At 64.9% G+C, this 6,448-nt stretch carries 6 protein-coding genes and 1 pseudogene; 1 reads left to right on the top strand and 6 read right to left on the bottom strand.

The features are described from left to right. Positions 1-316: 316 nt before the first annotated feature. Positions 317-1,726 (bottom strand): plasmid pRiA4b ORF-3 family protein, encoded by a 1,410-nt coding sequence (locus QM797_RS20400; protein ID WP_283277478.1) that lies wholly within the window; start codon positions 1,724-1,726, stop codon positions 317-319. Between the two features lie 103 nt (positions 1,727-1,829). On the opposite strand from QM797_RS20400, the pseudogene QM797_RS20395 reads away from it, so the two are divergent. Continuing rightward, positions 1,830-2,624, top strand: a pseudogene (locus QM797_RS20395) (LysR family transcriptional regulator); the annotation flags it as partial. 98 nt (positions 2,625-2,722) lie between these two features. On the opposite strand, the gene QM797_RS20390 reads toward QM797_RS20395, so the two are convergent. The 5 genes from QM797_RS20390 to QM797_RS20370 form a co-directional block, all read right to left on the bottom strand. Then, entirely contained in the window at positions 2,723-3,283 is a 561-nt protein-coding gene (locus QM797_RS20390; RefSeq protein ID WP_283277477.1) for an ester cyclase, read from the bottom strand. Continuing rightward, positions 3,280-4,047: an SDR family oxidoreductase gene (locus tag QM797_RS20385; protein ID WP_349307212.1), complete on the bottom strand. Its 768-nt coding sequence runs from the start codon at positions 4,045-4,047 to the stop codon at positions 3,280-3,282. The genes QM797_RS20390 and QM797_RS20385 overlap by 4 nt, the downstream gene beginning before the upstream one ends. 46 nt (positions 4,048-4,093) lie before the next feature. Continuing rightward, positions 4,094-4,642, bottom strand: a complete 549-nt coding sequence (locus QM797_RS20380; RefSeq protein ID WP_283277476.1) for an LpqN/LpqT family lipoprotein — start codon at positions 4,640-4,642, stop codon at positions 4,094-4,096. Positions 4,643-4,718: 76 nt separating this feature from the next. Next, complete coding sequence (locus QM797_RS20375; protein ID WP_283277474.1) at positions 4,719-5,636, bottom strand: hypothetical protein; 918 nt, start codon at positions 5,634-5,636, stop codon at positions 4,719-4,721. Between the two features lie 4 nt (positions 5,637-5,640). Beyond that, positions 5,641-6,405 (bottom strand): hypothetical protein, encoded by a 765-nt coding sequence (locus tag QM797_RS20370; protein ID WP_283277473.1) that lies wholly within the window; start codon positions 6,403-6,405, stop codon positions 5,641-5,643. Positions 6,406-6,448 lie beyond the last annotated feature (43 nt).

Raw genomic sequence — 6,448 nt, 5'->3', positions numbered from 1 at the left:
TTCGGCACTGACATTCATCGACACACTGTTGAGTTCTCAAAGAACACGCACACACTCGACCCCCACGAACACATGATCCGTCGGCCTCCAGGGCAACTGTTCCAGCCTATCCCAGCTTGGTCTCGGACGCAATGCCCGACTCTTGGGGGATACAACCTGCCGAGCCACACGTCCAACCTCGTTCACCCAGTCCGTGAAGACCGGGTCGGTGTCCGTCGCTCTGACTCGACAAAAGTTACGCCACCAACCCCACCAACGCAAATCGGCAGGTCAGGAGTGTCCACAGCAAAATCGACCCCGTCGGACACCCACTGCATCAGGTCAGCAAGGCGTCGCGCGCGAATCGACGCGACCAGCTCGGCGAGTCCGATACTCCCTGGCGGAAGTAGAACTGCGGACCGTGGGCACCGATGAGGTCGAGGAAGCTCACGGTGGCCTGCGCCGCGAACTGCGCGTCGAACACACCGGAATCCTCACTTGCCCAACCCAGCTCGGCCACGGTCTCGATCAGCATTTCGTTGCGATGGGTGGAGGATGCAGATGCAGCGAGTGAGATCAGGAAGAGCGTCGCGGCGTCGGTCTCGTACGTCTCCTTGCCCAGGGGAAGTCGCGAGGCTGCGTGTCGCCACAGTCCGACCGGGTCGCCGGCCAATCTTGCCCCGAGCTTCGTACGCATCAGCCGGCCCTTGGAAACCCGCGTCAATCCGAGGTGCCGCACGGCTTCGCGTAGGTCGGTCACCTGATGGTGGTCGATCTCGCGATTGCTCGTTCCCACCCATCCAAGACCCCAATCGAGCTCTTCGCGGATCGCCGCGATGAGTGCGGGCTTGAGATAGCCGGCATCTGTCAGGACAACTCCGTCGTCGCCGATCCGGTCGAGGAACCACCCCAACTTGGCCATCGCGATCTCGGCCACGGGTAGATCCACCGAACTCTCGATGGTCAATTCGCATCGGGGTAGGAGCGCCATCAAGGACGGCACCTCCGCGGGGCGCACGCGATCGAAGAGTCTGCCGATAGCGGGTGCCGTCGCCACCGCCTCAGCGAGAACCGACCGTCCCGTGTCGAGCGCGTGCAACTTCTTGTTGACCGCACCGACGTCGAACCGGTTCGGGTTGAATGTCGGACCCCATCTCGCGAGCAGGAGGGGAAATTCGGGATCGGCCGGATCGGATGCGATGTCGAGATCCTGGGCATAGTGCGATGGCCCGCCGCAATCCTCGGGCGGGCAAGCACGAGCTCCATCGAGGCAGACCGATCGCAGGTCGTCGATGTCGGAATCGATCTGCTCGAGAACGATGGTGTGTGTCCATCCATCACCGAAGTCGTACTCGTAGGTCAGCACGGATCCGCGCACCGTGAGCACCTCGTCGAGCCGAACCCGCTCTTCGCTCACTGCCTCGTCATCCGGTTCGTGTTCGAGAGTCTCGGCCATCTCGAATCGACGCATCGCACCGACGGTTCCGATGCTGAACGCGTGCACATGCCGGTCTTCCCAACCCAACGCACATTGCAACACCGAGTGAAGTTCGGACAGCAGCAGGTCCGAGCGCACCCGCACCCGACGCCAAATCTGCGGTCGCGTGTGATCGATGGTCACTCCGAGCACCAGGCGGACCAGGCTTCGCCCCGTAACCCGTGTCGCACCGCTGTCCGACAGCCCCTCGGCATCGGGCAGATCCGGGACCACCGACAAGTGCCGGACGCGGCCGGTTCTGATCGACATGCGGTCGACCTTAGCCGGATCGATGCGTCGGACACAGGCGTCTGACCCCGTGAGGTGATCCGACTCGGGCAGCGAGCACACGCCCGTCACCTACCCTCGAACCGTGCCGACCTTGCGTGCCCTCGAATGCTTCGTCACCGTCGTCGAGTGCGGCTCGGTCACCGCCGCGTCGGTGCGCCTGCACCTCTCGCAACCCGCCCTGTCGCATCAGTTGGCCGCGTTGGAGACCGAGATCGGCACATCCTTTCTCGAGCGACTACCTCGCGGTGTTCGTCCCACCCCGACCGGTCTGGCAATACTCGCTGACGCCGAAGCCGCACTGGCAGCGGCCGATCGGGTGGTCAAGACCGGACGAGCCGTGGCCGACGGTTCTCGCGGACGACTGCGGCTGGCCTGTGTGGAAACGATGACAGTCCCTGTGGTCGCTCCGATAGTGCGCACGTGGGCCCGCAAGTATCGCAACGTGGACGTGGAGCTTTCCGAACACAGCAGCGCCGACGCCATGGCCGATTCCGTCGCCGGCGGCGCATCCGACCTTGCTGTCGGCCCAGCGTCGGATCGATTCACCGGGCAGGTCACCGAGATCGGCACCGAGGACATCGTCGCGGTGATACCCGAAGGTCTCGATCTCACCGACGAGCCGAGCATCTCGTGGAACGATCTCCGGGGTAGACCGATGTTCCACTACCACCAGTCGAATGGACTCGGAGCGTGGATCGACGCCGTGGCCGCGGCACGCGATATTTTCCCGACGGTCAGCACGCGTACTCGAAGCGCCACTACCGCAGCGCAATTGGCCCGCGCCGGCTTGGGGATTGCGCTGGTGCCGACGTCGGCTCTACCCGCCCGATTCGACGGTGTCGTCAAGCCCCTACAACCGAAACTATGTCGCACCGTGGTTGCCATGGTCGGATCGCCGAGTGACGCCTTGGTTCCGCGGTTCGTCGCCGACCTGCTTCGCGCGGGATTCCAGCCGGCCGGACTCGATGACATGCGTCAGCTCGTCCCCACCAAACCTGCTTGCTGCATGAACGTCAGGTTGTCTTCGAGGTGCCAGTCCTCGACGATGCGCTTCTCCCCCACGTGCTGGATGTCGATGGCACCGAACTCGACCGGCTGACCGCTTCCAGCCGTCGGCCCGTATGCCCCGGTGAAGTGCCCCCGAAAGATCAGCCGTGCCGTGAACGTATCCCCGGTGATGTACAGATCGGCCAGTTCACAGGACAGGTCTGGAATCGCGGTACGAAAGCCCGCCGAGGCGACAACCGGTCCGTTCGGTCCTTGTGGTCGGCCCGTAGGCAGGGTGTTGTCGACGAACGAATCATCGACCGCGCGATCGAGGTACACCTGTTCGCCCGTGTCCCAGAACGTGTAGAGATTCTGGGCGACCGACACCACGTGACGAGTTCGATCGGTGACCGGTGCGTCACCCAGATGAACCGCCCCCGGCTGGATCAGCTCGCCTGACGGGTCGACTACCGAATCATCGACCGATGCCGTGGAGCTGCACGCCGCAGCGAACACCAGCAGCAGCAACCCGAGCGACACCCGCTTCACGCGAACCGTCCTCCGCCGTCGACGTGCACGGTGGTGCCGGTGACGAAGGTGTTGGTGAGTACGAAGAGGACCGCGGCCACCACGTCGTCCGGCCGGCCGACTCGGCCTGCAGGATTGGCTCGCGCCGTCTCGGCGAAGAACGAGTCCTTCCCTGCTCCCATCGAATCCCACGCGCCGGAATCGACGATGCCCGGTGACACCGCGTTCACCCGAATCGGAGCCAATTCGACCGCGAGCGCCTCCACGAGAAACGCCACGGCACCGTTGGTCGTCGCCATCACCGAGAGACCCGGTGCCGGCTTCCACCCGGCCACCCCGGAGAAGAACAGTAGCGAGCCACCCTCCGTGATACTCGATGCGACATGCTTGGCCAGCACGATGGGCCCGATCACTTTCGCGTCGAACGCCTTTCGAATGTCAGCCACGTCGAGGTCGGCGACCGGACCGTTCGCGTGATCGGCCGCGAGACTCACCACGTGATCGACCGATCCGACCTCCGCGGCCGCAGCGGAGATGGATGCCTCGTCGGTCAGATCGACGATCACCGAACTCGCACTCGCACTCGTGCCCAGTGTCGCGGCCGCGTCGTTCAGCACATCCGGACGTCGACCGGCGAGGATCACCTCGCCTCCCCCGTCGACGATCTCGGCAGCAACGGCCCGCCCGATTCCCGACGCCCCACCTATCAGTAGTACTCGTATGACGCATCGCCTTTCGCTCGTTTGGTACCTGACCAGCCAAGCGAAAAGTTCACCGTCGAACAATCGTAATTACCTCTCGATGCCATAAATTGAATCGATGGGTCGGAGGCTAGGATCCGTTCGTCGTCAAGCCGTCGTTGATCGCTGTGACGTCGAAGGCCAGCGCGTCGAGCTGCGATGCCAACGTCGTTACCGTCAATTGCACCAAGTACTGGGTATCGACGCCCACCAACACGTACCGAGTCGTCACCGCTGCTTCGAGTTGCTGCGCGACGTAGGTGCCCCGAATGAATCGCGACGGCCAGCCGAGCCACGACGCCGAACTCGCCTCGCGCTCTACCCATCCGGGCATCGCCCGTCCGTCTCCGAAACCCAACGCCATCAACGCTTCCGGATCGATCGTGCGCGAGAGAGCACCGACGAGAAGAACAGCATTGGGAGCGAATCCGTTCTCCACGAGATTGGGTTCCACGATAACCTGGGTGGCCCCGGGAAACTGTGCCGGATCGAGCGTCTGCCAGCCTGCAGGAACCGGCACGGTGATGCCCAGTTCTGTCGCCGCGGCACCGTCGAGCGGGGACACCCGTATCGCGTGCGCGTTCAAGTACTCGGCAATCGTGGTGGGTTCGGTCGGCTCCGGCGACTGGGCGTCGTTCACAGCATGGGCCTTTCGATGGCGGACGAATCACTGGCACGCCAGAGGCTACCGGCGCCGATCCGGGCCTCGACAACGGCTAGAGGCAGTGTCCCGCGGGGAGCCGATCACTGCGGGACTCCAGCCAGCCACCGACCGCGTCGAGCATGGCGGTTCCGTCGGTGAACGAGCCCGAATCCGGTTGCGCCGCAATCGCTACCCCGACACGTCCCGCAACGGTGGTGACGATACCGACTTGTCGCACGACGTAGCCACCATCCGATCGCGGTCCCCAGCCGCCTTTGAACGCTGCGTCGGACAGCTGCCCCAAGCCCCATTGCTGCTCCGGCACAACCTTGTTCATCATCTCTACCACCGGTTCCGCGTCCGGAAGGCACGACAAGCCGGCCGCGAACGTCGCCTGGTCCTGCGTCGACCATTCGGTCTGACCGAACGCGCTGAATTCGGGACGGATCCGTTCCCTCTGAATTGTCGTGGCAGAGTCACCGCCTTGCCGCAGAACCGACTCGACTGCGGCACTCGCAACAGCGGAATCACCCAGCGCACCCCACAGCGCGTCGGCCGCTGCGTTGTCGGAGCTTTCGATCGCCGCTGCGGCATCGGCCAGCACCGCGTCACCACCATTGCGTAGAGCCGCCACCGCCAGCGGCACCTTGACCGTCGACCACGCGACGCCGGAGGTCCACGTGCCGAGCACGGTGGCCGGACCGCCGCCGACCGGAACCAGAGCAAGGCCGATGGGGCCACCTGCCGCGGATTCGAGTACGCCGAACTCCGCAGCCAGATCGGCGGCAGGCAACGTTTCGACCGGAACCGCGGTGCTCCACACTTCAGGGTCCGACGTCGGTCGGTCCGACTGGGATATCGGCAGGGGCGTCGACTCGGAAACCCTCGACGCATCCGTCGCAGCGCCGTCGTCCGTGGCAATGGTGCAACCGGAAATCAGGAGTGCAAGCGAAAGAGAGACCGCGTAAAACCTTCCGGTGGCGCGGTGCATCGACCTAGAAGAGGTAGACAACAGCGTTCTCGCCACCGGTGCACGTGACCAACTGCGCGGACGACACGCAGTTCATCTCGTACCGCTTGCCGGTGACCGGACTGCTGGCCACCACCGTTCTGGAATTGCGATCCGAGCCGCCACGCGTGTAGGCCAACCGCACTTCCTCGGCGAACGGGCACGACGTGGCCGTCGACCCCACTGCCGAACCCCGCAGGCCGCCGGTCGACGCAACGCTGGCCGGGCAGGTCTGCGCGCCCGCAGGCAGAGTCGTCACGCCCGGTTCCTGTCCACCCGTCGACGAGGAGCCCGGCACCGCGCCCGGGGCGCTGCCGTCGATCGCTGCCGACGACGGTGCGGCACTCGCCGACGCCACGCCGGGACTGGCGTCGTTGCGCACCGTCAACCAGGCGAACACGCCACCGAGAATCAGTGCGACCGCCACCAGAACGGCAACGACGATCCAGAGACCTCCGTTTCCTTTACGCGGCGGCGGCGGCGGACCACCAGCGAACACCGACGGGAAGGGAACTTCGCCGGACCCACCCGACTGCGCTGCGACACGAGGCTGCGCTGCGGCAACAGGCTGCGCTGCGGCTCGCGGAGGGCGAAGAGGACGACCGGACGGAGACGGGGAATCGGAAGGCCCGGAGTCGGCAGTGTCCGATGAATACCCCGGCGGTGGAATCACTCGATCGGACGGATTCGGCTGCGCGCCGTACTGCCCGTAGGCGCGCTGCGAGGGGTCCCCCGAACCTGGATAGCTCATGGTGTCCTTCTGCCGATGATGGGGCCAGCCTTTCACACAGCGT

Source organism: Rhodococcus sp. IEGM 1381 (assembly GCF_030056795.1).
GTDB lineage: Bacteria > Actinomycetota > Actinomycetes > Mycobacteriales > Mycobacteriaceae > Rhodococcoides.
This window is presented reverse-complemented; position numbering and strand designations above follow the sequence as displayed.